This is a genomic window from Rathayibacter sp. Leaf185, from assembly GCF_001423885.1.
In the GTDB taxonomy this organism is placed as follows: Bacteria; Actinomycetota; Actinomycetes; order Actinomycetales; family Microbacteriaceae; genus Rathayibacter.
In genome coordinates, this window is record NZ_LMPP01000004.1 from 113,033 (window position 1) to 139,229 (window position 26,197).

Sequence of the window (26,197 nt, forward strand, 5' to 3'; positions counted from 1 at the left end):
GTCAGTCCTCCGAGGGGTCGCCCTCATCGGCGACGCGCCAGACGCCACCCTGGCGCTCGCGGTCCAGCTCGGCGCGGGCGGCCGCCTTGGCGTCCATCCGCTCGAAGTAGTCCTCGCGGCGCTCGTTGCGCGTCTTGCGCTGGTTCTCGTCGAGGCGCAGGTCCGTCCCGCGCGGGGCCGTGATCAACTCCGCGGTCGAGGTGAGCGTCGGCTCCCAGTCGAACACGACTCCGTCGCCCCGGCCGATGACCACGGTCGAGCCGGCGACCGCGCCTGCCGAGAAGAGCCCGTTCTCGACACCGAGCTTGGCGAGGCGATCGGCGAGGAACCCGACCGCCTCATCGTTGGTGAAGTCGGTCTGGGCGACCCAGCGCACCGGCTTGGTGCCGAGGACGCGGTAGATGTTGCCGTAGGAACCGCCCTCGACGCGGATCTCGAAGTCCTTCTCGTCGACGGCGCGCGGACGGATGGTGATCCGCTCGACCTTGGGCACCGCGGCGAGCTCGAGGCGGTGCTGCTCGACGATCTCGCCGAGCGCGAAGGTCAGCTGGCGCAGACCTGCGTGGCTGACGGCGGAGATCTCGAACACGCGGTAGCCGCGGCCCTCGAGATCGGCGCGGACGAAGTCGGCGAGCTCCTTCGCTTCCGGGACGTCGACCTTGTTGAGTGCGATGAGCTGCGGACGCTCGACCAGGGGCACCTGGCCGTCACCGACGGGGTACGCGGCGAGCTCGCCGAGGATGATGTCGAGATCGGTCAGCGGGTCGCGACCGGGCTCGAGAGTGGCGCAGTCGAGCACATGCACGAGCGCGGTGCAGCGCTCGACGTGGCGGAGGAACTCGAGGCCGAGCCCCTTGCCCTCGCTCGCACCCTCGATGAGTCCGGGGACGTCGGCGACCGTGTAGCGCGACTCCCCCGCCTGGACCACGCCGAGGTTGGGGGCGAGCGTCGTGAAGGGGTAGTCGGCGATCTTCGGCTTCGCGGCCGAGATGGCGGCGACGAGGCTCGACTTGCCGGCGGAGGGGAAGCCCACCAGGGCGACGTCGGCGACCGTCTTCAGCTCGAGGACGACATCGCCCTCCCAGCCGGGGGTGCCGAGCAGTGCGAAGCCCGGCGCCTTGCGCTTGGTGGTCGCGAGCGACGCGTTGCCCAGCCCGCCCTGGCCTCCCGGCGCGATGACGTAGCGGAGCCCGGGCTCGTCCATGTCGATGAGCTCGTCGCCGTCGGGCGACTTGACGACGGTGCCGAGGGGGACGGCCAGCTCGAGGAGCTCCCCGTTGGCCCCGGCTCGGTGGTCGCCCATGCCGGGCCCGCCGTTGTCGGAGGAGCGGTGCGGGTGGCGGTGGTAGGCGAGGAGCGTGGTGGTCTGCGGGTCGGCGACGAGGACGATGTCGCCTCCGTGACCGCCGTTGCCGCCGTCGGGACCTGCCAGGGGCTTGAACTTCTCGCGACGGACGGAGACGCAGCCGTTCCCGCCGTGGCCGGCACGCAGGTGCAGCGTGACGTTGTCGACGAAGGTGACCATGGGTGAGATTTCCGTCCGATGTGTGGTGGGGGCGCCGGAGTGCCGGAGCCCGGTGTGCAGGTCGGCTGCAACGCGCAAGGGGCGAGCCGAAGCCCGCCCCTTGCATCCTGTGCCTGTTCGGCCGAGGAGGTGTGTCTCTGAGGCCTGGGCCTCGGGCTAGAAGCTCAGAGTGCCGCCGCCACGATGTTGACGACCTTGCGGCCGCCCTTGGTGCCGAACTCGACCGCGCCGGCCGAGAGGGCGAACAGGGTGTCGTCGCCACCGCGTCCGACGTTCGCGCCGGGGTGGAAGTGGGTGCCGCGCTGGCGGACGATGATCTCGCCCGCGTTGACGACCTGACCGCCGAAGCGCTTCACGCCGAGACGCTGCGCGTTCGAGTCGCGCCCGTTGCGAGTGGAGCTCGCGCCCTTCTTGTGTGCCATTTCTCATCTCCTCGAGACCGGGGGGCCGCAGCCCCGTGCTGGAAACCCGCGGACGATGGCTCGCACCGCGGGACAGCTGATGTGCTGACGGGCTGGATCAGCCCGACGGCAGGGTTACTTGATGCCCGTGACCTTGACGCGCGTGAGGTCCTGACGGTGCCCCTGACGCTTCTTGTAGCCGGTCTTGTTCTTGAACTTCTGGATGATGATCTTCGGGCCGCGGAGATCCTCGAGCACCTCGGCCGTGACCGACACACCCGCGAGGATGGCGGCGTCCGAGGTGATCGACTCTCCGTCGACGAGGAGCACGGCGGGAAGCTGGACGGTGCTGCCCTTGCCGGCCTTGATGCGGTCCATCGTCACGATGGTGCCGATCTCGACCTTCTCCTGCCGACCGCCGGCGCGCACAACTGCGTAAACCACTTCTCGTACCTGTTTCTCGTCTGGACGGAGCGAAGGCGCCATCCGGGGCTTGTAGGGACGGGGCGGAGCCCCGATCTTCCGGTTCCCGCCTCACACGACGCGGGGGAACCGGCACCGCGGCTCACCCTCCCAGAGGAGGCGAGCGACAGCGGAAATCTGCGTGAGCACATGGATCGCGCCACACCAACGGTCAAGAGTACGGGATGCGGGGCCACCGGTCAAACGGATCCGGGAGTTCCACCGTCCTGCACTGACGACTCCGCCACGATAGTCGAGGACCGGCCGCCGACGGCTGCGGCGCGCCGCCTACGATCGAGGGATGGCGATCCTCCTCGACGTGGCGCGCTGGCCGGCGCACGGCACGCTCTGGGCCCACCTCGTCAGCGACACCTCCCTGGAGGAGCTGCACGCGTTCGCGCGTCGCGTCGGGCTGCCGGAACGCGGCTTCGACCTCGACCACTACGACGTCCCGGAGGAGCGGCGCGCGGAGCTGCTCGCGGCGGGCGCGGTCGCGGTCAGTGCCCGCGAGCTCGTGGAGCGCCTCCGGGACAGCGGACTGCGCGTGAAGGGCCGCGACCGCGAGACCGAGAGGGCCCGGCGCCGGCTCTCGCCGGGCACCGGGCCCCACTGACCGCTGGGAGCGGCTACTGCTGCTCGGCCCGTCGCGGGGTCTGCTCGGGGATGACGGCGACACCCGTGAGGGCGGCGGTCGTCACGCGGCGGCTCTTCGCGCGGCCCTGACCGGGCTGCTTCGGCGCCGGAAGCGCGTCGAGGACGGAGTCGAGCAGGTGCTCGGCGACCTCGCTGCGGACGCGTCGCTCGGCCGCCGGCGGGGCGGGCGGGATCGGGATGTCCAGGATCGGCACGGCGGGTGCGGCCTCGACGGGCGCCGGGGCGCTCGCCTCCTCGACGGGCGCGTCGACCGTCTCGGGGCGCGGCTCGCGGTCGCGACCGCGACGGCGGCGCTCCCCACGCGCGGGGCGCTCGCTCCGGCGGGAGGTCTCGGCGGGCGCCTGCTCCTCGGTGACGGCCTCGGGGGTCTCGGTGCGTGCCGACTCCTCGGCCGCCTCGTCGACGAGCGCGACGGCCTCCTCGGCGGCCTGACGGACCGCCGGCGGGTGGATCGTGCTCGCAGCGATCTGCGCGAGCGCGTTCTTGGCGTCGTCGGTGATGGCGTGGGTGCTGACGGCCTTGGACGCAGAGCCGTTCTGACCGTTGCCGTTCTGCTGGTTCGAGCGCCTCGACGGCGCCTGGTCCCCACCCGATCCGCCGCGGCGGCGCTCCTGCTGGGGAGGCAGGGTCGAGCGGTGCTTGAGGACGGGGTCGTGGTGCACGATGACCCCGCGGCCGGCGCAGACCTCGCAGTTCTCGCTGAAGGTCTCGAGCAGACCCAGACCGAGCTTCTTGCGGGTCATCTGCACGAGTCCGAGCGAGGTGACCTCGGCCACCTGGTGCTTGGTGCGGTCGCGGCTGAGGCACTCGACGAGACGGCGCAGCACGAGATCGCGGTTGGACTCGAGGACCATGTCGATGAAGTCGACGACGATGATGCCGCCGATGTCGCGCAGGCGCAGCTGACGGACGATCTCCTCGGCCGCCTCGAGGTTGTTCTTGGTCACCGTCTCCTCGAGGTTGCCGCCGGAGCCGACGAACTTGCCCGTGTTGACGTCGACGACGGTCATCGCCTCGGTGCGGTCGATGACGAGCGAACCGCCGCTGGGCAGCCAGACCTTGCGCTCGAGCGCCTTCTCGATCTGCTCGGTGATCCGGAACGCGTCGAACGCGTCCTCGTCTCCCGAGTAGACCTCGACACGCTCGAGGAGGTCGGGGGCGACCTGGCTGAGGTAAAGCTCGATGGTCTCGCGGGCGTCGTCGCCGGCGATCACCATCTTCTCGAAGTCCTCGTTGAAGACGTCGCGCACGATCTTGATCAGGAGGTCGGGCTCGCTGTGCAGCAGGGCGGGCGCCGTGCCCGTCGCGGCCTTCTCGCTCAGGGCGGTCCACTGCGCCGTGAGGCGCTCGACGTCGACCGTCAACTGCTCCTCGGTCGCACCCTCGGCCGCCGTGCGCACGATGACGCCGACGTTCTCGGGGAGGACCTCCTTGAGGATCTTCTTCAGGCGCGCCCGCTCCGTGTCGGGGAGCTTGCGGGAGATGCCGTTCATCGAGCCGTTGGGCACGTAGACGAGGTAGCGGCCCGGGAGCGAGATCTGGCTGGTGAGGCGGGCGCCCTTGTGACCGATCGGGTCCTTCGTGACCTGGACGAGGACGCGGTCGCCGGGCTTGAGCGCGAGCTCGATGCGACGCGGGCCGCCGGCGTTGTTCGCGGCGTCCCAGTCGACCTCTCCGGAGTAGAGGACGGCGTTGCGGCCGCGGCCGATGTCGACGAACGCGGCCTCCATGCTGGGGAGGACGTTCTGCACACGGCCGAGGTAGACGTTGCCGATCAGCGACGCCTCCTGCGAGCGGGCGACGTAGTGCTCGGCGAGGACGCCGTCCTCGAGCACGCCGATGCGGATGCTCTCCTGCTGCGAGCGGACGACCATCACGCGGTCGACCGCTTCGCGGCGGGCGAGGAACTCGGACTCGGTGACGACGGTGCGGCGGCGACCCGCGTCGCGACCGTCGCGCCGGCGCTGCTTCTTGGCCTCGAGGCGCGTGGACCCCTTGATGCGCTGCGGCTCGGTGATGAGCTCGGGCTCGCGCTGCTCCCGCTGCTCGCGGGGCTGGCGGACGCGGACGACCGTGTTCTCGGGGTCGTCGGAGCCGTTGCGGTCGGTCTCGCCGCTGCGGCGACGCGAACGGCGGCGGACGGAGCCCTGCTCCTCGACCGGAGCCTCGCGCTCCTCGCGGACGCCCAGCGGCGCACCGCGCGGCGGCAGCGGGGTCAGCTCGACGTACGCGGGCAGATCAGGCGCCTGGAAGAGCAGTGACGTGCTCGGGAGCGTCGGACGGGCCGGACGCTCTCCCTCCGTCGTCGGCGTCTGCGGGAGCGCGTTGAAGAACACGGCGCCCGTCGACGACTCCTCGGTGCTCGGCTCCGTCGCCTGCTGCTCGGTCTGGTCGGTCTCGTCGGTATCGATGATCGTTCCCCCTGTCGCTGGCGCGCTCGACTCGGTCCGTCGGGAAGCCCGACGGCCACCGAAGAGGCGGCTGATCTTCCTCACCCCGCTGCGGGGCTCGTCGCGGTCCGGATCGGATCCGCTCGTGCTGTTGTCTTCCACCATTGCTGGTGCACTCCTCGGCCGGGTCGTCCGCCGCGCCTTCTCACCCGGATGCTCTTCTCGTGCGAGCGGACCGCCTGGGGCCCGTCGCGAATCCTTCCGCTCCCCCGGCTCCGTCGCTCACGTGGCGCGGACTCTGGGTGCAGCTTCTCTTCGGAACTGACTATCCGACACGTGCTCCGTGGCGGTGCGACCGTCGGTCGTCTCGCGGTGGAACGTTGATCGGTCGCGTCCATTCGCGGAACGCTGTCGATCTCCTGTGGCCCGGTACTCGCCCGGTAAACCTTCTTCGCGTCGGTGCGGGGTGTTGCCGACCGACGGATCCGATTATCGCACGCATTCTCAGAGGCGCTGATCCGCCCCGTGCCATAATCCCCCGGTGTCCAGCGATCACGCGGTGTCCCGCGCCCCGAGCAGCCGTCGTCCGATCGGTTTCGCGATCCTCCTGATCGTGCTCGGAGCTATCGGCTGGACGGCCGCCTTCGCGCTCACACTCGACAAGTTCACTGCCCTGACCGACCCGACGACGGGCCTCGGCTGCGACTTCAGCCTGCTGGTGCAGTGCAGCGCCAACCTGAACTCGCCGCAGGGCGCGATCTTCGGCTTCCCGAATCCGCTCATCGGAGTCGCGGCGTGGATCGCGCCGATCGTGGTGGGTGCCGGGCTGCTCGCGGGGGCCCGCTTCGACCGATGGTTCTGGGCCGTCTTCAACCTGGGCTTCGTCCTCGCCCTGGGCTTCGTGTGCTGGCTCATCGCGACGAGCGTCTTCGCCCTCGGCACCCTCTGCCCGTGGTGCATGCTCACCTGGGCGGTGGTGATCCCGGCCTTCTGGCTGGTGACGCTGCGCAATCTCCGCGACGGCGTGTTCCCGGTACCGGAGTCGGTGCAGCGGTTCGCGCGCGCCGCCTACGGCTGGATCCCCTTCATCACGCTGATCTGCTACCTGGCGATCGCGGTGCTGGCGCAGTTTCGTCTGAACGTGCTGTCCTACCTCTGAGGCAGAGCCTCAGAGGTAGGACAGCACGTTCAGATCGCGATAATCCGCGATGCCGCAGTCGGCTTCCCGAGGCGGTCGCGGACCGCAGAGCGTCCTGCGAACGACGACGGGAAAGCGCTGAGACGCGCTTTCCCGGATACGCCGCGAGGATGGCCGGCGATCTGCAGGCCGTGAGCCCGGACGCGGCGACCGAGCATCCAAGAGTTGTCGCAATGGGCACACGAGTACGACAACTCTTGGACACTCGATGAGGTGCAACGGCCGGACGCGATCGGCCGTCGACTCAGGTGAGCCTGCAGGGTCAGTGACCAGCTACGAGGCGTATCCAGGAAAGCGCGTCCCAGCGCTTTGCCGTCGCCGCACGCCAGACGCTCTCTGGAGCGCGACCACTTCTGGACGCCGACTGCGGTTTCGCGGATTACCGCGAAACACCGCGGAGCGCGAGCTCGCGCGGCGGTTCGCCGATCAGGCGAACCAGAGCGAGAGCTCGCGCTCCGCGGATTCAGCACTGTCCGAGCCATGAACAAGGTTCTGCTGGACCTTGAGGCCCCAGTCGCGACCGAGGTCGCCGCGGATCGTGCCGGGGGCGGCGGTGGTCGGGTCGGTGGTGCCTGCGAGGGAGCGGAAGCCCTCGATCACGCGGTCGCCCGCGATGCGGAGCGCGACGATGGGGCCGCTCTCCATGAACTCGACGAGGGGCTCGTAGAACGGCTTACCCTCGTGCTCCGCGTAGTGCGCGGCGAGCAGCTCGCGGTCGGCCTCGACGAGCGTGATGTCGACGAGCGAGTAGCCCTTCGCCTCGATGCGGCGGAGGATCTCGCCGGTGAGGTTGCGGGCGACGCCGTCGGGCTTGACGAGGACGAGTGTCTCCTGGATGGCCATGGTTCAGCGGTCTCCTTCGATGGGGTCGGTGGGCCCGGGGGCCGGCGGGCGGCCCTGGGCGTCGAGTCGGGCGCCGGTGACCATGCAGTACGTCCACAGGGCGACGAACGCCGCTCCGATGACGAACATGATCGGGACGATCAGACCCGAGGCCACGATAACGAACTGGAGGGCCCAGCCGATCCGGAACCCCACGGGGCGGTTCAGGAGGCCGAGGGTCGCGATCATCGCGAGGCAGACGACTCCGCCGCCGACCAGCACCACGACGGGGTCGCCGGCTTTGAGGCCGAAGGCGACGAGGGTCGCCAGGAACACGATGACCGTCTCGAAGCCGAGCACGATCGAGCCGAGGCTCTCGCGGACCGTCCTGCTGCGCCGGGGACGCCCGGCTCTCACGCGCCGAGCCAGTTCTCGTCACGGGCGACGGTGATCGTCCGGCCGACGAGGGTGATCGAGCCGGTCACGATGAGCGCGCCCTTGTCGGTGCGCGCAGCGATGACGCGGCCTGCCGTCAGCGCGCCGAGTGGGTCCTCGGCGACGTGGACCGCCTCCGCCGGGAACACGGTCCGGGCGAGGGCGGCGAGCTCGTCGGCCGGGAGCGCCCGATCGCTCGGCGCGGTCGTGACGATCAGCTCGTCGACCACGGGGAGGAGCGCCCGCAGGATCCCCTCCGCGTCCTTCTCGGCGAGCACGCCGACGACGGCCGTCACCCGGTCGAAGTCGAAGTAGCGGCCGAGCGCTGCGGCGAGGGAGGCGGCGCCGTGCGGGTTGTGCGCGGCGTCGACGACGGTGCGCGGCGCGAGCCCGACGAGTTGCAGGCGCCCCGGCGATGTGGCGCCCGCGAAGCCCTCGTCGAGGACGCCGCCGGTGAGCTGCTGCGTGCCTCCGCCGAGGAACGTCTCGACCGCGGCGACCGCGACCGCCGCGTTCTCGGCCTGGTGATCGCCGAAGAACGGCAGGAGGAGCTGCTCGTACGAGGCGGCGAGCCCGCGGACGGACACCAGCTGACCGCCGACGGCGACGGTCGTCGAGGAGATGTCGAACTCGGCGCCCTCGAAGACGATCGTCGACTCGGTGATGGACGCGGCGTCGCGCAGCACCGCCTCCGCCTCGGGGGTCTGCTTGGCCGAGACGACCGAGGCCAGCGGCTTGACGATGCCGGACTTCGTGCGGGCGATCTCCTCGATCGTGGAGCCCAGCCGGTTCATGTGGTCGAGCGCGATCGGCGTGAAGACCGCGACCTGCGCGTCGGCGACGTTGGTCGAGTCCCACTCGCCGCCCATGCCGACCTCGACGACCGCGACATCGATCGGGGCGTCGGCGAACGCCGCGTAGGCCAGGACCGTGATCGCCTCGAAGAACGACAGCGGCGCCTCGCCCTGCTCGGCGAGCTCGGCGTCGGTCATGCGGATGTAGGGCTCGACGTCCTGCCAGTTCGCGACGAGGCCCTCATCCGAGATGGGCTCTCCGTCGATCACGATGCGCTCGTTGAAGCGCTCGAGGTGCGGGCTGGTGAACAGCCCGACGCGCAGTCCGTGGGCGCGCAGCAGGCTCTCGATCATGCGGCTGGTCGAGGTCTTACCGTTCGTGCCCGCGATCTGGATGACCGGGTAGGCCCGCTGCGGGTCGCCGAGGATCTCGACGGCTCGCCGGGTGGGGGCGAGCCGGGGCCGGATGCTCGCCTCGCCGAGGCGCTCGAGCAGGGTCGCGTAGACGGCGTCGGCCGCCTGACGACGGCCCTCGTCGTCGAAGAGATCAGACATCGGCGCCCTCGACCTTCTCGATGCGGATGATGGCGGTTCCCGCCGGGCCGAAGGCGACCGCACCCTCGCCGCCCTCGAGCGCCGTGGTGAGCGGGGCGAAGGCGAAACCGGTCGCGAGGGTCTCCTCGGCGATCGACACGGCATAGGGCTCGAGCGCGGTGAGGCTCAGTTCGTCGAGCACCACCTCGAGCACGATGCGGTCGCTCACGTCGAGGCCGGCGCCCTTACGGGCGTCCTGAACCGCGCGGATGAGGTCGCGGGCGAGCCCCTCGGCCTCGAGCTCGGGCGTGGTCGCCGTGTCGAGCAGCACGAAGCCTCCGCGGGGCAGCAGCGCGATGGCGCGGTCGTCCGACCCGCCGCCGACCTCGAGGGTCAGCTCGTACTCGCCCTCGACCAGCTCGACGCCGCCGGCGGTGACGACGCCGTCGGTCTCGCTCCAGTCGCCGGCCTTGGCGGCCTTGATGACCGTCTGCACGCCCTTGCCGAGGCGCGGGCCGGCGGCGCGGGCGTTGACCGAGAGTCGCGACGTGACGCCGTAGTCGGCGGCGCTCGACTCGACCAGCGGGACGAGAGCGACCTCCTTGACGTTCAGCTCGTCGCGGAGGATCGCCTCGAACGGCGCGAGCTCCTCCGCCTCCGCTACGACCACCGTGAGGCGGGCGAGCGGGAGCCGGACGCGCAGCCCCGCCTGCTTGCGCAGCGAGAGCGCGGTGGACGAGATCGCGCGCACGGCGTCCATCGCGTGCACGAGCGTCTCGTCGACCGGGAACTCGTCCGCGGTCGGCCAGTCGGTCAGGTGCACGCTGCGGCCGCCGGTGAGGCCCTGCCAGATCTCCTCCGAGACCAGCGGGAGCAGCGGCGCAGCCACCCGGCAGACGGTCTCGAGGACCGTGTACAGGGTGTCGAACGCGTCGGAGCCGTGGCCCTCGTCGTCGACGCCCTGCCAGAAGCGGTCGCGCGAGCGGCGGACGTACCAGTTGGTGAGCACGTCGGCGAAGTCGCGCAGCGCGGCGGCGGCCAGGGTCGAGTCGAGCGACTCGAGGTGACCGGTGACGGTCTCGATCAGGTCGTGCGTCTTGGCGAGCAGGTAGCGGTCGAGCACGTCCTCGGAGTCGGTGCGCCGCGTCGCGGTGTAGCCCGCGGCCCCGGAGGCGTTGGCGTAGAGCGAGAAGAAGTACCAGGTGTTCCACAGCGGCAGCAGCACCTGGCGGACGCCCTCGCGGATGCCCTCCTCGGTGACGACGAGGTTGCCTCCGCGCAGCACCGGGCTCGACATCAGGAACCAGCGCATCGCGTCGGACCCGTCACGGTCGAACACCTCCGCGACATCGGGGTAGTTCCGCAGCGACTTCGACATCTTCTGCCCGTCGTTGCCGAGGACGATGCCGTGGCTGACGACGTTGCGGAACGCGGGACGGTCGAAGAGCGCGGTCGAGAGCACGTGCAGCGTGTAGAACCAGCCGCGCGTCTGCCCGATGTACTCGACGATGAAGTCGGCCGGGTTGTGCGAGTCGAACCAGTCGGCGTTCTCGAACGGGTAGTGCACCTGCGCGAACGGCATCGATCCGGAGTCGAACCAGACGTCGAGGACGTCGCTGATGCGGCGCATGGTCGAGCGGCCGGTCGGGTCGTCGGGATTCGGGCGGGTGAGCTCGTCGATGAACGGGCGGTGCAGATCGTCGGGGCGCACGCCGAAGTCGCGCTCGAGCTCGTCGAGCGAGCCGTACACGTCGATGCGCGGGTACTCGGGGTCGTCGCTCTTCCAGACCGGGATGGGCGAGCCGAAGTAGCGGTTGCGGCTGATCGACCAGTCGCGAGCGCCCGAGAGCCACTTGCCGAACTGGCCGTCCTTGACGTTCCCGGGGACCCAGGAGATCTCCTGGTTCAGCTCCTCCATCCGGTCGCGGATCGCGGTGACCCGGACGAACCAGCTCGAGACGGCCTTGTAGATCAGCGGATTGCGGCAGCGCCAGCAGTGCGGGTACGAGTGCTCGTAGCTCGCCTGGCGGAGGAGCCGGTGCTCGGCGCGCAGGAGCTGGGTGAGCGGCTTGTTCGCCTCGAAGACCTGGAGACCGGCGACCTCGGCGATCTGGGGGAGGAACCGGCCGCCGTCGTCGACGGAGATGATGACGGGGATGCCCGCCGCCTCGCAGACCTTCTGGTCGTCCTCGCCGTACGCGGGGGCCTGGTGCACGATGCCCGTGCCCTCGCTGGTCGTGACGTAGTCGGCGACGAGGATGCGCCAGGCGTTCTGCGTGCCCCACGCCTCGGTGTCGGCGTAGTGGTCCCAGAGGCGGTCGTAGCTGACGCCCTCGAGTTCCGCGCCGCGGTGCGTGCGGGAGACGGCGGCGAGGGCGTCCTCGGAGGAGGCGTAGCCCAGATCCTTCGCGTAGGCGCCGACCTGGTCGATCGCGAGGAGGTACTCCGCGGCGAGCTCGCGCTCCTCCGGCTCGCCCTTGCCGTCGGCGGCGCCGTTCGGGCCGGCCGGGACGACCGCGTACTCGATGTCGGGGCCGACCGCGAGGGCCAGGTTGGTCGGCAGCGTCCACGGAGTCGTGGTCCACGCCAGCGCGCGCACCGCGGTCAGGCCGAGCGCCTCGGCCGTCTCGCCGACCAGAGGGAAGGTCACGGTGACAGTCTGGTCCTGGCGCATCTTGTAGACGTCGTCGTCCATCCGCAGCTCGTGGTTCGAGAGCGGCGTCTGGTCGCGCCAGCAGTAGGGCAGCACGCGGTAGCCCTCGTAGGCGAGGCCCTTGTCGTAGAGCTGCTTGAAGGCCCAGATGACCGACTCCATGAAGGTCGGGTCGAGCGTCTTGTAGTCGTCGTCGAAGTCGACCCACCGTGCCTGGCGGGTGACGTAGTCCTGCCACTCCCCCGTGTAGCGCAGCACCGACTCCTTCGCCGCGGCGTTGAACGCGGCGACGCCCATCTCCTCGATCTGCGACTTGTCGGTGATGCCGAGCTGCCGCTCCGCCTCGAGCTCGGCGGGGAGACCGTGGGTGTCCCAGCCGAAGCGGCGGTGCACCTGCTTGCCCCGCATCGTCTGGAAGCGCGGAAAGAGGTCCTTCGCGTAGCCCGTGAGCAGGTGCCCGTAGTGCGGGAGGCCGTTCGCGAACGGCGGACCGTCGTAGAAGACCCATTCGGGGGCGCCCTCACGGGCTCGGATCGACTCCTGGAAGGTGTCGTCGGCCTTCCAGTAGGCGAGGACCCGCTCCTCGATCTCGGGGAAGCGCGGCGAAGCGCTCACTCCACGCCCGAAGGCGGAGTCTCGGCGGGCGGGCGGGGTCAGCGGATAGCTCACGTGCGGTCTCCTGGCAATGATGCTGGTCTGCACGAGGACGGCCCGCCCGGATCTTGAGCCCGGGCCGGGTCGCGGTACCACCTCGCTTGGTCCGCTCAGCTCGCGCTGTGCGTTCCCACTCGATCGGCTGTCACGGGCCGTACCCGTCCGGTTCTACCGGGCTCGGGCCGGGGCCCTCACCGTTCTTCCGGAGACTCGCCGGTGATGGCCGGGTCGATGTCGTCCACCCGATATCGTAGCGCGTCGGCGGAGGCGGGGCAGGAGCGGTGATGGCGCGGTCAGCAGCACGAGGACGGCCCCGGGCGTCGTCTCGATCGATGCTCGAGGACGCGGCGCTCGACCTCTTCGTCGAGCAGAGCTACGCGGGGACCACGGTGGAGCAGATCGCCCAGCGCGCGGGCGTCTCGCGCAACACCTTCTTCAACTACTTCGAGTCCAAGAGCGACGTCTTCTGGGTGCTCGTCGACGACCGCCTCGCGGAGCTGCCGGAGGCGCTCGCCGCGGTCGATCCCGCGCTCCCGGTGATGCAGGCGCTCCGCGGCGCTCTGCTGTCGGTCGGCGAGGGCTTCGGGCCCTCGACCGTGCCGTGGGCGCTCACCCAGTCGGAGCTGATCGGCAGCGTGCACGAGCTGCAGGCCTCCGCGCTGTCGCGGCTCGTGCGGCAGGCCGCCGTGGTCGCGGACTTCATCGAGCGGAGGTGCGCGCATCCACTGCCCTCCCACCTCACCCGGGCGCTCGCGTACTCCAGCGTCGGAGCAGCCGTGGCCGCGGTCCAGGCCTGGGCCGCGGCCGGGCCCACGCGGGGCGAGCTCGTGCCCTACCTCGACGAGGCCCTCGCTCCGGTCTGCAGCGGCTTCGCGCCGCTCGTCGACTGAGCCGGAGAACCGAGCCCGCGTGCCGCGTAGAATCGACGCGGCCGTCGAGCGATCCCGCTCCAGTGCCGCCATCCAGGCATCATCACCACCGACACGGTGCCGCCCATATCGAACCGGAGAACCATGACTTCCGCCGCGCAGATACCCGCCAAGCCCGCCCTCGAGGGGCTCGAGAGCAAGTGGGGGCTCGTCTGGCAGACCGACGGGACCTACCGGTTCGACCGCACCGGTCTCTCCCGCGCCGACGTCTACTCGATCGACACTCCGCCGCCGACCGCGTCGGGGTCGCTGCACATCGGCCACGTCTTCTCGTACACGCACACCGACGTCGTCGCCCGATTCCAGCGCATGCGCGGCCGGAGCGTCTTCTACCCGATGGGCTGGGACGACAACGGGCTGCCGACCGAGCGCCGCGTGCAGAACTACTACGGGGTGCGCTGCGACCCGACCCTGCCCTACGAGGCCGGCTTCACCCCTCCGTTCGAGGGCGGCGACAACAAGAGCAGCAAGGCCGCCGACCAGAAGCCGATCTCGCGCCGCAACTTCATCGAGCTCTGCGAGCGGCTGACCGTCGAGGACGAGAAGCAGTTCGAGGACCTCTGGCGCACCCTCGGCCTCTCGGTCGACTGGACCCAGAGCTACCGCACCATCGGCGAGGAGTCGCAGGCCGCGTCGCAGCGCGCGTTCCTGCGCAACCTGGCCCGCGGCGAGGCGTACCAGGCTCAGGCGCCGACCCTGTGGGACATCACGTTCCGCACCGCGGTCGCGCAGGCCGAGCTCGAGGACAAGGACCAGCCCGGCGCCTACCACCGCATCGCGTTCCACGGCGCGGAGGACGTCTTCATCGAGACCACGCGGCCCGAGCTGCTCCCGGCCTGCGTCGCGCTCGTGGCGCACCCCGACGACGAGCGGTACCAGGCGCTCTTCGGCACCACCGTCCGCACCCCGCTCTTCGACGTCGAGGTGCCGGTGCTCGCGCACCACCTCGCGCAGAAGGACAAGGGATCGGGCATCGCGATGATCTGCACCTTCGGCGACGTGACCGACGTCGTCTGGTGGCGCGAACTCGACCTGCCCAACCGCGCGATCCTCGGCTTCGACGGGCGGATCATCTCGGAGGCGCCGGCCGCCATCACGAGCGCGAGCGGACGGGCCGCCTACGAGCAGCTCGCCGGCAAGACCGTGTTCTCGGCCAAGCAGGCCGTCGTGGCCCTCCTGCAGGAGTCGGGCGAGATGGTCGGCGACCCCCGCCCGATCACCCACCAGGTCAAGTTCTTCGAGAAGGGCGACAAGCCGCTCGAGATCGTGTCGACCCGGCAGTGGTACATCACCAACGGCGCGCGCGACGCCGGGCTCAAGGAGCGCCTGCTCGAGCTCGGCCGCGACGTGCGCTTCGTGCCGGAGTTCATGCGCGTCCGCTACGAGAACTGGGTCAACGGCCTCTCGGGCGACTGGCTGATCTCGCGCCAGCGCTTCTTCGGCGTGCCGATCCCGGTCTGGTACCCGCTCGACGGCGACGGCAACCCCGTCTTCGACTCACCGCTCGTGCCCGAGGAGTCGGCGCTGCCCGTCGACCCCTCCTCGGACGCGGCTCCCGGCTACTCCGAAGAGCAGCGCGGGATCCCCGGCGGGTTCCAGGGCGAGCTCGATGTGATGGACACCTGGGCGACCTCGTCTCTCACCCCGCAGCTCGCCGGCGGATGGGAGCGCGACCCGGAGCTCTGGGAGCTCGTCGCGCCCTACGACCTGCGCCCTCAGGGCCAGGACATCATCCGCACCTGGCTGTTCTCGACGCTCCTGCGCTCGCAGCTCGAGGACGGGCGTGCGCCGTGGAGCAACGCCACGGTCTCGGGCTTCATCGTCGACCCCGACCGCAAGAAGATGTCGAAGTCGAAGGGCAACGTCGTCACTCCGGCGGGCATGCTCGAGCAGCACGGCTCCGACGCGGTGCGCTACTGGGCCGCCTCCTCACGGCTGGGCACCGACGCCGCGTTCGACCCGCAGAACCCGACGCAGATCAAGATCGGGAGGCGCCTCGCCATCAAGGTGCTGAACGCGGCCAAGTTCATCCACGGTTTCGAGGTGCCGACCGAGGGCGCCGAGATCACCGATCCGCTCGACCTGAGCATGCTCGCGACTCTCGACAGAGTGACGGCGGAGGCGACCACCGCGTTCGAGAACTACGACCACGCCCGCGCGCTCGAGACCACCGAGGCGTTCTTCTGGACCTTCTGCGACGACTACCTCGAGCTGGTCAAGGAGCGCGCCTACGGTGAGGACGGCGCCTCGGCGGCCGCGGCCCTGCACCTCGCCCTCGACGTCCTGCTGCGCCTCTTCGCGCCGTTCATCCCGTTCGCGACGGAGGAGACGTGGTCGTGGTCGCACGAGGGCTCGGTGCATTCCACGTCGTGGCCCGAGGCGGGCGGCCTCGGTGGCGACCCCGTCGTGCTGACGGCCGCCAGCTCGGTGCTCACGGCCGTGCGCCGTGCGAAGACCGATGCCAAAGCCTCGCAGAAGACGCCGGCGCGCCGAGCGGTCGTCACCGCTCCCGCCGAGCTGGTGGCACCGCTCCGACTCGCGGCGGCCGACCTCGCGGCGGTCGGCCGGATCGCCGACCTCGAGGTCGTCGAGGGTGCGACACTGGCCGTCCAGATCGAGCTCGAGACCGAGTAGTCGCTGTGCGAGGGGCCGGTGCGCCGGCCCCTCGCACGAACACCCAGACGAGAGGAACACCCTGATGCAACTCGGATCCCGCTGGCCCGTCGGCGAGCAGCCGCCGCAGACCCTGCCCGAGATCGTGGTGACCGCGATCCGCGATGTCGAGGAGGAGCTGGGCTCCTCCGGCACCGACGCCTTCGACTGGCGCTGGCAGCTGACCTGGCTCGAGGGCAAGCCCGTGCTCGAGCTCGACGACGGCACGACGATCACGTACAAGCCCGACGAGGACGCGGCGTACATCACGCAGCCGCAGGGCCGCGTCGAGGGCGAGGACGACGACTGGGGCTGACGCCTGGTCGGGCCGGCCCGACAGCACGACGCCCTTAGGCTCGCAGGATGAGCACCTCCGAGTCCGTCGCCGTCCTGCTCGAGCCGAGCCCCCTGCCGCACGGGCTCCCCGACTTCGCAGCCGTTGATCCCGAGGCCTACCGGGAGGCGTTCCTGGAGGCGCTGCGCCGCCACCGCGCCGAGGTCGAGGACATCGCCGGTTCCCCCGACGAGCCCACGATCGAGAACACCCTGGTCGCCCTCGAGCGCTCCGGTCGCTCCCTCCGCCGCGTGAGCGCCGTCTTCTACACGGTGAGCGCCTCGGACCGCACCGAGCTCACCGATGCCCTGGAGGAGGAGCTCGCACCGCTGCTCTCGGCGCACGACGACGCGATCACACTGGATCCGCGCCTCGTCGCCCGCCTGCGCTCCCTGGCCGACCGCGCGCCGTCCCTCGACCTCGACGCCGAGACCGCCTACCTCCTCGAGCGCGTGCTGACCGGATTCGAGCGGGCGGGTGCCCTGCTCGACGAGACCGGCAAGATCCGGCTCAGCGCGCTCAACGAGCAGCTCTCGAGCCTGACCACCCGCTTCGAGAAGAACCTCCTGGCCGAGACCAACCAGCGGGCTGTCCTGCTCGGCTCCGCCGCCGAGCTCGACGGCCTCGACGACTCCGAGATCGCCGCGGCAGCCCGAGCCGCCGCCGATCGTGGGGCCGACGGGTACCTGGTCACCCTCCCGCTCTACTCCGGCCACCCGTGGCTCGCCAGGCTCCACGACCGCGCGGTCCGCGAGCGGATCCTGCGCGCCTCCGTCGGTCGAGCGGGCGAGGGAGGCGCGCACGACAACCGCGAGGTCCTGCAGCGGATCGCGGCTCTGCGCGCCGAGCGGGCGCAGCTGCTCGGCTTCTCCTCGCACGCGCACTTCGTGATCTCGGGCCAGACCGCCGGCTCCCCCGAGCGAGTCCGCCCCCTCCTCGAAGAGCTCGCCGCCCCGGCCTCGCGCAACGTCCGCGCCGAGCTCGAGCGGATGCAGGAGCTCGCCGACGCCGACCAGGACGCGGCCGGCGCCCCGCTGTTCGCGATCGGGGCCTGGGACCGCGCCTACTACGAGGAGCGGGTGCGGACCGCGAGCTACGCCGTGGACTCGAGTGCTCTGCGCCCCTACTTCGAGCTCGAGCGGGTGCTGCACGAGGGCGTCTTCGCCGCGGCACTGGGTCTCTACGGCATCCGCTTCGAGGAGCGGACCGATCTCGTCGGCTACAGCGCGCACGTGCGCGTCTTCGAGGTGCTCGAGGAGGACGGGACCTCCCTCGGGCTCTTCCTGTTCGACCCCTTCACCCGCGACTCGAAGCGCGGCGGCGCCTGGATGAACTCGCTCTCGACCCGGACGACGCTGCTCGACTCGTCGGCTGTCGTGGTCAACAACCTCAACATCAGCGATCCCGGACCGGGCCGCCCCGCCCTGCTCAGCCTCGACGAGGTCGACACGCTGTTCCACGAGTTCGGCCACGCGCTGCACGGCCTCTTCGCGACCACGCGTTACCCACGCTTCGGCGGGACCAGCGTGTTCCGCGACTTCGTCGAGTTCCCGAGCCAGGTCAACGAGATGTGGGTGCGCTGGCCTGCGCTCCTCCCCCGCTACGCGCGGCATGTCGAGACGGGCGAGGCTCTGCCCGGCGAGACCGTGGCTCAGCTCGAGGCAGCGGCGCTGTGGGGCGAGGGCTTCGCGACCGCCGAGTACCTCGCCTCCGCCCTGCTCGACCTCGCCTGGCACGAACTCGCGGCCCCGGTGGCAGAGCGTGACGTCGCCGCGTTCGAGTCGGACGTGCTCGAGAAGGCGGGACTCCTCCTGCCCGCCGTTCCCCCGCGGTACCGCAGCAGCTACTTCGCGCACGTGTTCTCCGGCGGCTACTCCGCGGGCTACTACTCCTACATCTGGAGCGAGATCCTCGATGCCGACACCGTGGAGTGGTTCAGCGAGAACGGCGGACTCGACCGGTCGGCGGGTGAGCGCTTCCGCCGGATGATCCTCGGCATCGGCGGATCGCGCGATCCGCTCGTCGCCTACCGCGAGTTCCGCGGGCGTGACGCGCGCACCGAGCCGCTGCTGCGCCGTCGTGGGCTCGCCTGATCAGGCGCTGCGGCGAGGCCTGAGCCACGCCAGCACCACCAGCCCGACCACCAGGCCCCAGAAGGCCGAGCCGATGCCGGCGATCGCGGTTCCGGAGGCGGTGACCAGCAGGGTCGCCACGGCCGGCAGACGCAGGCGCGGCTCGTCGACCGCCGCCTGCACCGCCGAGACGAACACCCCGAGCAGCGCGAGCCCCGCGACCGCCTCGATCAACAGCGGGCTCGCCGACGACACCAGGGCGCTGGCCGCTCCGGCGACCACGCCGAGCACCAGGTAGGACGCTCCGGCGCTGACGGAGGCGATCCAGCGTTTCTCGGGCAGCGCAGACGCCTCCGGGCCCGCGGTCAACGCGGCGCTGAGGGCCGCGAGGTTGATCGGCACTCCGCCGAACACGGCGGCGACGCCCGACAGCGCTCCGGAGGAGACGATCGCCGGTCGCGAGTGCGCCTCGTAGCCGAAGCTCGACAGCACAGCGATCCCCGGGATGTTCTGCCCCGCCATCGTCACGACGTACAGCGGCAGGCCGATCCCGACGACGGCGCCCGGCTCGAACACCGGCGCGACGAACTCGAGGCCCGGCAGCAGCGGCGCGCCGGAGAGGGCCGCTCCGTCGGTCACCAGCAGCAGGACGATGGCGAGGGCGATCGCCGCCGGTACCGCCCAGCGCGGAAGCAGCCGCAGCAGGATCAGCCACACCAGGATCACGGGGAGCGCGAGCAGGGGGATCTCGACGGCCGCGTGCACGGGCGCCAGCACGAGCGGGAAGAGGATGCCCGCGAGCATCGCGTTCGCGATCGGACGCGGGATCCGCCCGACGAGCCTCCCCAGCGCCGGCCACAACCCGGTGATCACGAGCAGGGCGGAGGTGACCAGGAACGCTCCGACGGCCCGGTCGAAGCCGCCGGGCAGGGTCGCCGTCGCGGCGAGCAGGGCGGCACCCGGAGTGCTCCAGGCGAAGGTCATCGGGATCCGGTACCGGATGCTCAGCGCGATGCACAGCACCCCCTGCAGCACGCAGACGGCGAGGAGCCCGGACGCGGCCTGGCGGTCCGTGGCACCGACGGCCACGACTCCCGCCAGGACGATGGCGAACGAGCTCGAGAACCCGGTGAGTGCGGCGACGATCCCGGCGAGGAGCGGCTGGACGATGGGGTGCCTCCGGTCGCTGTGTCCGCGATCGGCGATCGGCGGGCGCCCGTCGGAGGCGCTCCGCCAGAGTAGGGAAGGCGGTCAGCCGACGACGTCGGTCGGAGCGTGCCAATCGGCGCGAACCGGACTCGACCTCACCGGGTCAGGCGCTCTTCTCCTGGCGACGGGGAGCGTGCGGCACGATCGTCGGAGCCGCGTTGTCGAGCACGGCGGCACGGGTGACGACGACGCGAGCGACTTCGTCCGAGGAGGGCACCTCGAACATGATCGGCCCGAGGACCTCCTCGAGGATCGCCCGAAGACCGCGAGCTCCCGTCTGCCGCAGCACGGCGAGATCGGCGATGGCCTCGAGGGCGCCGCGATCGAACTCGAGCTCGACCCCGTCGATCTCGAACATGCGCTGGTACTGCTTGACGAGCGCGTTGCGCGGCTCGGTCAGGATCTGCATCAGCGCGTGCTGATCGAGCTGAGTCACGGTCGTCACGACCGGGAGGCGCCCGATGAACTCGGGGATGAGTCCGAACTTGTGCAGGTCCTCCGGCAGGACCTCGCTGAAGATGTTGATCTCGTCGTCCTTGTTGTGCAGCGGGGCGCCGAAGCCGATGCCGCGCTTGCCCGCCCTCGACGAGATGATGTCCTCGAGCCCGGCGAAGGCTCCCGCCACGATGAACAGGACGTTCGTCGTGTCGATCTGGATGAACTCCTGGTGCGGGTGCTTGCGGCCGCCCTGCGGCGGCACCGAGGCGACCGTGCCCTCGAGGATCTTGAGCAGCGCCTGCTGCACGCCCTCGCCCGACACGTCCCGGGTGATCGAGGGGTTCTCGGCCTTGCGGGCGATCTTGTCGACCTCGTCGATGTAGATGATCCCGGTCTCGGCGCGCTTGACGTCGTAGTCGGCGGCCTGGATGAGCTTCAGGAGGATGTTCTCGACGTCCTCGCCGACGTAGCCCGCCTCGGTGAGGGCGGTCGCATCGGCGACGGCGAAGGGCACGTTGAGGCGCTTCGCGAGCGTCTGCGCGAGATACGTCTTGCCGCAGCCTGTCGGGCCGATCAGGAGGATGTTGCTCTTCGCGATCTCCACCTCGTCGTGGATCGCGTCGGCGGCGGTGATGGTGTTGCGGGCACGTACGCGCTTGTAGTGGTTGTAGACGGCGACGGCGAGGGCCTTCTTGGCCGCCTCCTGGCCGATGACGTACTCCTCGAGGAAGCCGAAGATCTCCTTCGGCTTCGGGAGGTCGAACTCGTGGCTCGTCTCCTCGCTCGACTCCGAGAGGCGCTCCTCGATGATCTCGTTGCACAGCTCGACGCACTCGTCGCAGATGTAGACACCGGGGCCCGCGATGAGCTGCTGGACCTGCTTCTGGCTCTTGCCGCAGAACGAGCACTTGAGCAGATCGGCGCTTTCTCCGATACGTGCCACGGGGAGCCCCACTTCCTTGTCGTGCATCATGACGGCGAGCGTCGATTCGTCGGTCGTGTCGTGCGCCCTGGGGGCACGGATCCGGCGCGGTCTGCGGGGACCACCGATCTCTGGTTCGAGCCTAGCCGCTCACTCGCGCGGCCCCGGCAGGCGGGCCGGTTTCAGCGCCCATTGCCGCAGAGGGTGTCGGTTTGCTACGGCGATCGGGCAGGGAGAGTCCCTCTCCTGCACTCCTGACACGCAGAAGGGCCGGTCGGCGGACCGCTCCGCCTCCCGGCCCTTCTGATCCTCCGTCAGGCCGTGAGAGCAGGAAGGCTCTTGCGGCTGGTCAGGATCTGGTCGATCAGTCCGTACTCGAGCGCGTCGTCGGCGCCCAGGATCTTGTCGCGATCGATGTCCTTCTTGACCTGCTCCGGAGTGCGGTTGGAGTGGTGCGAGAGGGTCTCCTCGAGCCACTCGCGCATGCGCATGATCTCGGCCGCCTGGATCTCGATGTCCGAGGCCTGGCCTCCGCCCTGCTGCACGGCGGGCTGGTGGATGAGGATCCGCGCGTTCGGCAGGGCCAGGCGCTTGCCCGGCGTGCCGGCCGCGGTGAGGACGGCGGCCGCGGAGGCGGCCTGACCGAGCACGACCGTCTGGATGTGCGGGCGGATGTACTGCATCGTGTCGTAGATCGCCGTCATCGCGGTGAACGAGCCACCGGGCGAGTTGATGTACATCACGATGTCGCGGTCGGGGTCCTGGCTCTCGAGCACGAGCAGCTGCGCCATGATGTCGTCGGCCGACGCGTCGTCGACCTGGACTCCGAGGAAGATGATGCGGTCCTCGAACAGCTTGGCGTAGGGGTCCTGGCGCTTGTAGCCGTAGGCCGTGCGCTCCTCGAAGGTGGGCAGGATGTAGCGCGAGCTCGGCGCGGCACCCGAGCCGAACGCCGTGCCGCCGAAGGTGGGGATGGTCATTGTCTGTTCCTGATCTCTCGGCTCGTCTGGTGCGTCAGTCGTCGATGGCGGTGCCGCCGCCGCCGGCGACGTCGGTCGCGGAGGAGCGGATGTGGTCGACGAACCCGTAGGCCAGGGCCTCCTCGGCGCTGAACCAGCGGTCGCGGTCGCCGTCCTCGTTGACCTGCTCGACGGTCTTGCCGGTCGCCTGGGCGGTGATCTCGGCGAGGCGCTTCTTCATGTCGAGGATGAGCTGCGCCTGGGTCTGGATGTCCGACGCCGTGCCTCCGAAGCCGCCGTGCGGCTGGTGGAGCAGGACGCGGGCGTTCGGCGTGATGTAGCGCTTGCCCTGGGTACCCGCGGTGAGCAGGAGCTGACCCATGGACGCCGCCATGCCGATGCCGACCGTCACGATGTCGTTCGGGACGAACTGCATGGTGTCGTAGATCGCCATGCCCGCCGTGATCGAGCCTCCGGGCGAGTTGATGTAGAGGAAGATGTCCTTCTCGGAGTCTTCGGCCGCGAGGAGCAGGAGCTTCGCGGCGATCTCGTTCGCGTTGTCGTCGCGCACCTCAGAACCGAGCCAGATGATCCGGTCCTTGAGAAGGCGGTCGAAAACACTGTTGGGCATAACCATGTCGGCCATGTGTCGCTCCGTTTCAGTTGTCGCTTCGGAGGCGAATCTATCGGACGGTGCCCGACCGATCCGGCCGTGTTCGCCGGGGGCGGAGCCCGAGCCGCCGGTGTTCGCCCGGGGCGGATTCTGCTCGCCCGAGACGACGAGAGCCGCCCCCGACGGATCGGGAGCGGCTCTCGTCGGAGTGGCGGGTCGGCTACTCGGCGGCCGGAGTCTCGTCGGCGGCGGCCTCGTCGACGACCTTCTTCTTGGCGGGGGCGCGCTTGCGCTTGGGGGCGGGAGCGGGCTCCTCCTCGACGACGGGCTCGGCCTCGGCGGCGGCGGGCACGGCCTCGGACTCGGCGGGCGCCTCGACCTCGTCGGTGCCCTCCTCGGCAGCGTCGTCGTCCCCGGGAACAGCGGTGAAGCTGGTGAGGTCGACCGGGTTGCCCTCGGTGTCGGTCACCTTCGCCCTGCCCAGGACGATGGCGAGCGCCTTGTTGCGGGCGACCTCGCCGACCATCTGGCCGATCTGGTTGTTCTCGGACAGGATCTTGATGAACTCGTTCGGCTCCATGCCGTACTGCGCCGCACCCTGGATGAGGTACTGCGTGAGCTCGTCCTGGCTGACCTGGACCTTCTCCTGCTCGACGACGTGGTCGAGGAGGATCTGGGTCTTGAAGGTCTTCTCGCTGGCCTCGGTGACCTCGGCGCGGTGCTCGTCGTCCTCGAGGCGGTTCTCGCCCTCGAGGTGGCGGTGCACCTCGTCCTCGACGAGCGAGGCCGGAACGGGGACCTCGACGAGCTCGAGGAGGGCCTCGACGAGCTTCTCGCGCGCCTGGCCGCCCTGGCCGAAGACCTTCTGCTGCGACGCCTGCTCCTTGAGCGACTCGCGCAGCTCGGCGATGGTGTCGAACTCGCTCGCGATCTGCGCGAAGTCGTCATCGGCGTCGGGGAGCTCGCGCTCCTTGACGGCGGTCAGGGTGACGGCGATCTCGGCCTGCTGGCCGGCGTGGTCGCCTCCGAGCAGCGGAGCGGTGAAGGTCGTGCTCTCGCCCGCGGTGAGCGAGTCGAGTGCCTCGTCGATTCCCTCGATCAGCTCACCCGAGCCGAGCTCGTACGAGATGGCATTGGCGGTGTCGACCTCGGCGCCGTCGATGGTCGCGATGAGGTCGATCTGCGCGAAGTCGCCGGTCTTGGCCGGACGGTCGACCGTGACGAGCGTGCCGAAGCGGCTGCGCAGCGTGTCGAGCTCGGTGTCGACGTCGGCGTCGGACACCTCCGCGGCGTCCACGGTCAGCTCGATGCCGTCGTAGTCGGGAACGGTGATCTCGGGGCGGACGTCGACCTCGATGGCGAGCTCGAGATCGCCGGTGAAGTCCTTGTCGCTGGGCCAGGTGACGATGTCCGCCTGCGGGCGGCCCAGGGGGCGCACCTCGCTCTCGCGGACGGCCTCGCGGTAGAAGCCGTCGAGGCCCTCGTTGACCGCGTGCTCGAGCACGGCGGCCTTGCCGACGCGCTGGTCGACGATGGCCGGCGGCACCTTGCCCTTGCGGAAGCCGGGGACGTTGATCTGCTCGGCGATGTGGCCGTAGGCGTGCTTGATGCTGGGGCCGAGCTCATCGGGGCTGACCGAGATCGCGAGCTTCACGCGGGTCGGGCTGAGCTTTTCTACGGTGGTCTTCACGTGAGGGGATCTCCTGTGCTGGTTGGTGTCGGCGCCGTGTGACCGGTCGTCACGGGTCGAGGTCGTCACGATGAGTTCTCGTGGTCGGGGCGACAGGATTCGAACCTGCGACCTCCCGCTCCCAAAGCGGGCGCTCTAGCCAAGCTGAGCTACGCCCCGGAATGCCCGGCCGGCTGACCGTGCCGTGAGGACTCTCGTCGAGCCCTTCCTGCACGTCCGCTCGCGCGACACGCCGAAATGGCCTTCGCAAGTGTACTCCACGGCGACTCCGTTGCCGGGAACGCGGTCCCGGGGCGCCGCGGGACTCCGCGGCTGTCCACGACGGCGCCTCCGGTGCACTAGTGTGTTCTGGGACCTGGTGCGGAGCTGCTCCGACCGGGACCACCTGAAGGCCCCTCCGATGAGAATCGGGGCGGCGATTCGGGGCTGTAGCTTAGTGGTAAAGCCTCTGTCTTCCAAACAGATGATGCGAGTTCGATTCTCGTCAGCCCCTCTCGAACGAGAACCCCCGGCCACCCGGGGGTTTCTTCGTTTCGCGCCTCAGCGCCGAAGTGGCTCGTGGGGTAGCGAACGCGCTCAGCCGACCGGATCCGCTCCGCGGTGCAGCTCGGCGAGCGCGATGTAGGAGGCGGCGTTGCGGCGGATGCCTGCACGCTCATCGTCCGTCAGTTCACGCCGCACCTTGCCCGGGACACCGGCGATCAGCGAACCCGGAGGAACGACGGCTCCCTCGAGGACGACGGCTCCGGCCGCGACGAGCGAGCCGGATCCGATGACCGCACCGTTGAGCACCGTCGCGTTCATGCCGACCAGGACTTCGTCCTCCAGAGTGCACCCGTGGAGCACGGCGTTGTGTCCCACGGAGACGCCGGATCCGATCGTGGTGTCGTAGCCCGCGTCGACGTGCACCACGACACCGTCCTGCAGGTTGCTGCCCCGGCCGAGCCTGATGCGGGCGCTCTCCGCACGGAGCACGGCGCCGTACCAGACGCTCGACTCCTCGCTCAGCTCGACGGAGCCGACCAGTGTGGCGCCGGATGCGACCCAGGCCGAGGAGGCGACGACGGGCGTGCGGCCGGGGCCGAGGGAGAGCAGCCGAGGTGCTTCAGCAGTCATGGTCGCGTCCTTCTATCGGTGTGCTGATGCTCGTCGTCACGCTGGCAACCGCGCCACGGCCGGCGTGCCTCAGCGCCCGTTGCGCAGCCAGGCGAGCACGGCGAGCACGCGGCGGTGGTCGGAGCCCGAGTCCTCGAGCCCCAGCTTCTGGAAGATCGAGGTCACATTCTTCTCCACCGCTCCGACGCCGATGAAAAGAGCGGAGGCGATGCCCGCGTTCGTCCGCCCCTCGGCCATCGCCTCGAGCACCTCGCGCTCGCGCGGGGTGAGTCCGGCGAGCGGATCGCGGTTGCGCTGCAGGAGGGAGGCGACGACCTGCGGGTCGAGCACCGTTCCGCCGGCGGCGACGCGCTCGACGGCGTCGCGCAGCTCGTCGACGGAGGCGACCCGGTCTTTCAGCAGGTAGCCCATACCCCCCTCGCCCGAGCCGAGCAGCTCGTGCGCGTAGGTGACCTCGACGTACTGGCTCAGCAGCAGCACCGCGATGTGCGGATGCAGGCGCCGGATCTCGAGGGCTGCACGCACTCCCTCGTCGCGGAACGTCGGCGGCATGCGCACGTCGAGGACGGCGACGTCGACGCCGGCCGGTTCGGAGGCGAGCGCGGCCAGCAGGCCGACGGCGTCCCCGTACGCTCCGACCACCGCGAAGCCCGCGTCCTCGAAGAGTCGGACGAGGCCCTCGCGCAGGAGGACGGAGTCCTCGGCGATGGCGACACGGATCGGAGCTGCGGAGGTCACGGA

General features: G+C 70.3%; 21 protein-coding genes and 2 tRNA genes. 7 read left to right on the forward strand and 16 right to left on the reverse strand.

Annotated features, from left to right (window positions below):
• Position 1: 1 nt before the first annotated feature.
• The 3 genes from obgE to rplU all read right to left on the reverse strand — a co-directional run bounded on the left by obgE (position 2) and on the right by rplU (position 2,370).
• A complete protein-coding gene (gene obgE / locus ASG06_RS14775) occupies positions 2-1,525 on the reverse strand; it encodes a GTPase ObgE (protein WP_056043868.1) in 1,524 nt (507 codons plus the stop codon).
• A 164-nt stretch (positions 1,526-1,689) separates the two neighbouring features.
• Positions 1,690-1,947: a 50S ribosomal protein L27 gene (rpmA, locus tag ASG06_RS14780; RefSeq protein ID WP_056043871.1), complete on the reverse strand. Its 258-nt coding sequence runs from the start codon at positions 1,945-1,947 to the stop codon at positions 1,690-1,692.
• A gap of 114 nt (positions 1,948-2,061) precedes the next feature.
• Positions 2,062-2,370, reverse strand: a complete 309-nt coding sequence (gene rplU, locus ASG06_RS14785; RefSeq protein WP_056043873.1) for a 50S ribosomal protein L21 — start codon at positions 2,368-2,370, stop codon at positions 2,062-2,064.
• A gap of 319 nt (positions 2,371-2,689) precedes the next feature.
• Between rplU and ASG06_RS14790 the strand changes: the two genes are divergently transcribed.
• Entirely contained in the window at positions 2,690-3,001 is a 312-nt protein-coding gene (locus ASG06_RS14790; RefSeq protein WP_056043876.1) for a DUF4031 domain-containing protein, read from the forward strand.
• A gap of 13 nt (positions 3,002-3,014) precedes the next feature.
• Here ASG06_RS14790 and ASG06_RS14795 read toward each other — a convergent pair whose 3' ends face one another.
• On the reverse strand, positions 3,015-5,597 hold the full coding sequence (locus ASG06_RS14795; RefSeq protein WP_082499272.1) for an Rne/Rng family ribonuclease: 2,583 nt from the start codon (positions 5,595-5,597) through the stop codon (positions 3,015-3,017).
• 376 nt (positions 5,598-5,973) lie between these two features.
• Here ASG06_RS14795 and ASG06_RS14800 point away from each other — a divergent pair, with 376 nt between their 5' ends.
• Positions 5,974-6,591 (forward strand): vitamin K epoxide reductase family protein, encoded by a 618-nt coding sequence (locus tag ASG06_RS14800; protein ID WP_231727766.1) that lies wholly within the window; start codon positions 5,974-5,976, stop codon positions 6,589-6,591.
• A 465-nt stretch (positions 6,592-7,056) separates the two neighbouring features.
• Here ASG06_RS14800 and ndk read toward each other — a convergent pair whose 3' ends face one another.
• The 4 genes from ndk to ileS are packed head-to-tail and all read right to left on the reverse strand — an operon-like array spanning position 7,057 to position 12,537.
• A complete protein-coding gene (gene ndk, locus ASG06_RS14805; RefSeq protein WP_056043882.1) occupies positions 7,057-7,473 on the reverse strand; it encodes a nucleoside-diphosphate kinase in 417 nt (138 codons plus the stop codon).
• A gap of 3 nt (positions 7,474-7,476) precedes the next feature.
• Entirely contained in the window at positions 7,477-7,869 is a 393-nt protein-coding gene (locus ASG06_RS14810) for a DUF4233 domain-containing protein (protein WP_231727767.1), read from the reverse strand.
• Positions 7,866-9,236, reverse strand: coding sequence for a bifunctional folylpolyglutamate synthase/dihydrofolate synthase (locus tag ASG06_RS14815; protein WP_056043889.1), 1,371 nt, complete (start codon positions 9,234-9,236; stop codon positions 7,866-7,868). Before ASG06_RS14815 ends, ASG06_RS14810 begins: the two co-directional genes overlap by 4 nt.
• Entirely contained in the window at positions 9,229-12,537 is a 3,309-nt protein-coding gene (gene ileS, locus ASG06_RS14820) for an isoleucine--tRNA ligase (RefSeq protein ID WP_082499273.1), read from the reverse strand. The genes ASG06_RS14815 and ileS overlap by 8 nt, the downstream gene beginning before the upstream one ends.
• Before the next feature lie 317 nt (positions 12,538-12,854).
• Here ileS and ASG06_RS14825 point away from each other — a divergent pair, with 317 nt between their 5' ends.
• The 4 genes from ASG06_RS14825 to ASG06_RS14840 all read left to right on the forward strand — a co-directional run bounded on the left by ASG06_RS14825 (position 12,855) and on the right by ASG06_RS14840 (position 18,530).
• Positions 12,855-13,412: a TetR/AcrR family transcriptional regulator gene (locus ASG06_RS14825; protein ID WP_231727769.1), complete on the forward strand. Its 558-nt coding sequence runs from the start codon at positions 12,855-12,857 to the stop codon at positions 13,410-13,412.
• 123 nt (positions 13,413-13,535) lie between these two features.
• Positions 13,536-16,085 (forward strand): valine--tRNA ligase, encoded by a 2,550-nt coding sequence (gene valS, locus ASG06_RS14830; protein WP_056043895.1) that lies wholly within the window; start codon positions 13,536-13,538, stop codon positions 16,083-16,085.
• A gap of 64 nt (positions 16,086-16,149) precedes the next feature.
• A complete protein-coding gene (locus tag ASG06_RS14835) occupies positions 16,150-16,419 on the forward strand; it encodes a hypothetical protein (protein WP_056074161.1) in 270 nt (89 codons plus the stop codon).
• Between the two features lie 47 nt (positions 16,420-16,466).
• Positions 16,467-18,530, forward strand: a complete 2,064-nt coding sequence (locus tag ASG06_RS14840) for a M3 family metallopeptidase (RefSeq protein WP_056043901.1) — start codon at positions 16,467-16,469, stop codon at positions 18,528-18,530.
• On the opposite strand, the gene ASG06_RS14845 is transcribed toward ASG06_RS14840, so the two are convergent.
• The 6 genes from ASG06_RS14845 to ASG06_RS14870 all read right to left on the reverse strand — a co-directional run bounded on the left by ASG06_RS14845 (position 18,531) and on the right by ASG06_RS14870 (position 24,499).
• Positions 18,531-19,715: a benzoate/H(+) symporter BenE family transporter gene (locus tag ASG06_RS14845; protein ID WP_056043904.1), complete on the reverse strand. Its 1,185-nt coding sequence runs from the start codon at positions 19,713-19,715 to the stop codon at positions 18,531-18,533.
• A 106-nt stretch (positions 19,716-19,821) separates the two neighbouring features.
• Positions 19,822-21,099, reverse strand: coding sequence for an ATP-dependent Clp protease ATP-binding subunit ClpX (clpX, locus tag ASG06_RS14850; RefSeq protein WP_056044578.1), 1,278 nt, complete (start codon positions 21,097-21,099; stop codon positions 19,822-19,824).
• Positions 21,100-21,392: 293 nt separating this feature from the next.
• Entirely contained in the window at positions 21,393-22,058 is a 666-nt protein-coding gene (locus tag ASG06_RS14855; RefSeq protein ID WP_056043907.1) for an ATP-dependent Clp protease proteolytic subunit, read from the reverse strand.
• A 34-nt stretch (positions 22,059-22,092) separates the two neighbouring features.
• Complete coding sequence (locus ASG06_RS14860) at positions 22,093-22,743, reverse strand: ATP-dependent Clp protease proteolytic subunit (RefSeq protein WP_268788340.1); 651 nt, start codon at positions 22,741-22,743, stop codon at positions 22,093-22,095.
• Between the two features lie 127 nt (positions 22,744-22,870).
• Positions 22,871-24,340, reverse strand: a complete 1,470-nt coding sequence (gene tig / locus ASG06_RS14865) for a trigger factor (RefSeq protein ID WP_056043914.1) — start codon at positions 24,338-24,340, stop codon at positions 22,871-22,873.
• An 81-nt stretch (positions 24,341-24,421) separates the two neighbouring features.
• Positions 24,422-24,499: transfer RNA gene (locus ASG06_RS14870), tRNA-Pro, on the reverse strand.
• 263 nt (positions 24,500-24,762) lie between these two features.
• Between ASG06_RS14870 and ASG06_RS14875 the strand changes: the two genes are divergently transcribed.
• Positions 24,763-24,833 (forward strand) — tRNA-Gly (locus tag ASG06_RS14875).
• An 83-nt stretch (positions 24,834-24,916) separates the two neighbouring features.
• Here ASG06_RS14875 and ASG06_RS14880 read toward each other — a convergent pair.
• Together ASG06_RS14880 and ASG06_RS14885 are read right to left on the reverse strand one after the other, a co-directional pair.
• The gene (locus ASG06_RS14880; protein WP_056043917.1) at positions 24,917-25,456 is read right to left on the reverse strand and encodes a gamma carbonic anhydrase family protein; all 540 of its coding nucleotides are present in this window, start codon (positions 25,454-25,456) and stop codon (positions 24,917-24,919) included.
• A gap of 69 nt (positions 25,457-25,525) precedes the next feature.
• Complete coding sequence (locus ASG06_RS14885; protein ID WP_056043920.1) at positions 25,526-26,194, reverse strand: response regulator transcription factor; 669 nt, start codon at positions 26,192-26,194, stop codon at positions 25,526-25,528.
• Between the last annotated feature and the right edge of the window lie 3 nt (positions 26,195-26,197).